Origin of the sequence: Granulicella sp. S156 (assembly GCF_009766105.1) — a bacterium.
In the GTDB taxonomy this organism is placed as follows: domain Bacteria; phylum Acidobacteriota; class Terriglobia; order Terriglobales; family Acidobacteriaceae; genus Granulicella.
The window spans coordinates 1-3,577 of the sequence record NZ_LMUH01000022.1 but is presented as its reverse complement, the minus strand read 5'-3'; the positions used below and the strand labels follow the sequence as shown (position 1 = coordinate 3,577).

Genomic DNA, 3,577 nt, shown 5'->3' with positions numbered 1-3,577 from the left:
GTTCAAAGCAGGTTAGCGCGACACAAATGCCGATGTTTGGCCACAGGCCGCCCCTGATCTCCACAGATTGTGCGGAGATCAGGGGCGGTCGTTGTTCTTGCTCTTCGGAGTAGCAGCGGCCTTTAGGCCGCGGAAACAAGGTTCAAGTAGAAAGGGGCTTCAGCCTGAGTGTACCGGGACATGCGTTACGCTGTGGACCTGAGACATCCGTTACAAGCCCCTTGCGGCTTCGATGGTTTCCATACTCTGTCATTTCCATGGTCTGCTTTTCGCGTGCCAATGCTGGATAACCGATTCCGGCAGCCCAGTGCAATGTGCCTACTCGCCACGCGATGCCCATGGGTACTCAGCTTTCAACGAGTGCATTGGATTTTGGCATAAGCTAATGATATTAAGCGGCTCCCTGAGATCGCGTTTCTCGGGACTGAACTGCACCGAAGAGGATGGTGCGCAGCTTTGAAGCGCTCTCGGGTTGACCTTCTGAGCGGGAGGTCTTCCGTCGTCTAACGTTCTCGAAGGGAAGTTATCAATGAACCTGCGCTCGATTGGCCTGTTTCTCTTGTTGTGTGCCATACCCGCTGTCGCTCAGGTTGCGACCGGCATTGATGTTCTGGAGCAGCAGAACTTTGCGCCGCTCGAACAGATTGCAGCGAGACATGGTGGCCATTTGCGCCTTGCAGTGCTGACGAATCCGGTCGGAATTGATGCTCATGAGAGGAGGACGATCGATGTCTTGCGCAAGGACGCCGCGGCCGCGGTTCCCGGCCTGAGCGTCAAAGTAATCTTCACTGCGGAGCACGGGATCAATGCCGCTGTCGATAAGTTTGATATCGACAACGGCACGGATATCGACAGCGGCTTGCCTATCGTGAGCATCTCCGGCTCTACTCCGGCCCAAAAGCGCCCCTCTGCTCAGCAGCTTAGCGGTTTGGATGCAGTTGTGATCGATCTGCAGGATGTGGGCGCGCGCTACTGGACCTTTCAAGTACTAATGGGATATTTTCTGGAAGCATCTGCAGCGAACAACGTAGACATAGTCGTCCTGGACAGGCCAAATCCGATCAATGGTTTGGCCGTGCAAGGCCCATTGGCAACGCCAGGGCGTGAGGACTACACCTGTTACTATGCCGAGCCGTTGCGTCCAGGAATGACCATGGGAGAGTTGGCCGAGCTCTTCAACGGAGAAAAACATCTCGGCGCGCAACTGACCGTTGTGAAGATGACAGGCTGGCACAGGACAGATTGGTACGACAATACCGGTTTGCTCTGGGTCAATCCGTCACCTAATATTCGCAGCCTCACGCAGCAGATGGTTTATCCGGGAATCGGGGTGATTGAGGGCGCCAATGTCAACGTAAAAGGTCCGGGCGAGCCCCCCTTCGTACGTTTTGGCGCGCCGTGGATTGTTGCCTCCCAACTCGCGGCTTATCTGAATGCTCGCAAAATTCCCGGTGTTACTTTCATGGCCATTTCGTACACCCCGAGCGGCGTGGAGCGCTATCCCTACCGGGGAGAACGAGTGGAGGGTGTCGAAATCATAGTCAATGATCGCAATGCGCTTGACGCGCCGGAGCTTGGCATCGAGGCTGCATCCGCCCTTTGGAAGCTCTATCCAAACAGCTTTCAAGTCGACAAAGTTGATCGCCTGTTGGTGAACCATAGGGTCTTGGACCAGATAAAAGCTGGCGAAGACCCGCGTAGAATCGCGGCGGGATGGCAATCTGAGCTGGAAGGTTTCAAGAGGGTGAGAGAGAAATATCTACTCTACAAGTGACTCGCTTATCCAAGATTCGACTCTCTTTCCAGGGCATATAACATCGTCGTGCGTTGTCTAAAGCTGAGGAACGGTAACCGTCGCGCTTCGCTGTAAACCATGTCTCCGGTCTGTTTTGTAACGCAAGTGCTAAGTACGCTCAAGCCCTGGTCTCTTGCTTCTGCCAGAGAAAATGCCCAGGCCCAAAGCCCAGAAAATGTTTTGCAGCTGTCCAGCGGCTACGATTGGATCGATCCAGTAAACTTCTGCCGGGTAATCGCGTCTATCCAAGCAGCGAAGCACAGGCACATCACCTGTGCAGGGAGTCAACCAGATTGAGGGATCTTTCTTACACGACACGATCTCATGCCTGGGTTCACAGGAAACGTATTCTGCTGCTTGCCACCGCATTAGTCTTCCCGGGCCTCCTTCTGCGCGCCCAGAGTCCCTCGCCTCCTGCTCCCTCCGATACGACACAACAGAACCTGCCGAGCCTACCCGGTACGGCCCCGGAATCCGCTTCTTCTGCTACGGATTCTGGAACTCAGTCGACCACAGACTCATCCGGATCGACAGCCTCGGGGCACAAATCCTTTTCGCGGCCGCAATCCACGGGATCAAACCTTTTCAAACTGCCTCGATCGCTCACGACAACGACAGCAGCGGGCGTTAAATTCCAACTTGTTTTGCCGAGACTGTCTTTCGCCAGTGCGGATGGCCGGGGATTTTCCTCGCCTCTCGACTCCACCGGGATGCCGTCCATGAACGGCAGTGGCTTCTCGATGTTCCCGTCTGGAAGCGGCTCCATGCGCTCGACTGGCGCAGCCTCCGATGGATCTTCCGGTACGCCCTTCAACATGGGGTCAATGGGATCCAGGAACAGTCAAATGCCAATGGGCGGTGTCGCCGTTGATGTTCCTCTCAAGACTTCAATGTTCGACGTCCATCTCTCCATGAAGGACCTGATGGGAGGCAGCTTTTCCCAAAATGCAGGGAGCTCTACGTCTTCCGGGTTGGGATTGTTTGGCATGACTGGAGACAGTGGAGCTGCGAGCTCTGGGGCTGCTGGCGGCCTACGAGGTCCAGGAGGAAGCGGAAGAGGATCCGGCCCCAGAATGTCACTTCAACTTAAATTTTAGAAGCAGGCTCTTTTCGTCGCAGAGATCAAGCCTGGTGCTGGCTTTCTCTTTCCCCTCTCATTCCCCAGTTAAAATTCTCTACTCCTCTTCCTTCGCAGGACTAGCGAAGCCGCTCGCATGCGTCCGTTCGATAGCGAGGTTGTGTCATTCTCCTGCTCACGCGGTCGCTGGTGGCTGCGGGGTGGTATGAGAAGAACGACACGTTGAATAAGATTGAGTGGATGCTTTTTAGCGCAAGAGATTGAGGGCCAGCGAGTGAGTTTCAGTACGTTGAGGTTTGGATGTGTTGCGCTGTCGGGATTGCTGGTGTCTGTCTCGTTGGCACAGAAGCCCCACAATCATGTTTCCGGGGCGGCAAAGAAGCCTGCCGAGGCCAAAGATTGTATGTGTACCTCCATTCTGAGAGACGATGCGGGGCCATTTTCAGAGGGACGCGCCGCGATCAAGGTGAATGGTGTGTGGGGCTTTGTCGACCGCTCCGGGCACATGGTGATTCCTCCGCACTTCAGCGATGGAGATCCGTTCTCAGAGGGTGTTACCAACGCGGAAGACGACGAGTCCCACATGGAAGGGTACCTTGATTCGCAGGGTAAGTGGGCAATCGCTCCGCAATTCGAGACAGCGTTCAGCTTTGTCAACGGCATTGCAGCCGTCGTCGACAAAGATAGAACGTATGGCATCGATC

The 3,577-nt window shown here is 55.2% G+C and carries 3 protein-coding genes; 2 read left to right on the top strand and 1 reads right to left on the bottom strand.

All coding sequences use genetic code 11. The features are described from left to right. The first annotated feature begins 529 nt into the window (after positions 1-529). On the top strand, positions 530-1,774 hold the full coding sequence (locus tag GSQ91_RS15880) for an exo-beta-N-acetylmuramidase NamZ domain-containing protein (RefSeq protein WP_158822745.1): 1,245 nt from the start codon (positions 530-532) through the stop codon (positions 1,772-1,774). 523 nt (positions 1,775-2,297) lie between these two features. On the opposite strand, the gene GSQ91_RS15875 is transcribed toward GSQ91_RS15880, so the two are convergent. Continuing rightward, complete coding sequence (locus GSQ91_RS15875) at positions 2,298-2,612, bottom strand: hypothetical protein (protein ID WP_158822744.1); 315 nt, start codon at positions 2,610-2,612, stop codon at positions 2,298-2,300. 664 nt (positions 2,613-3,276) lie between these two features. On the opposite strand from GSQ91_RS15875, the gene GSQ91_RS15870 reads away from it, so the two are divergent. Next, a partial coding sequence (locus tag GSQ91_RS15870) for a WG repeat-containing protein (protein WP_158823248.1) occupies positions 3,277-3,577 on the top strand: 301 nt, incomplete at its 3' end.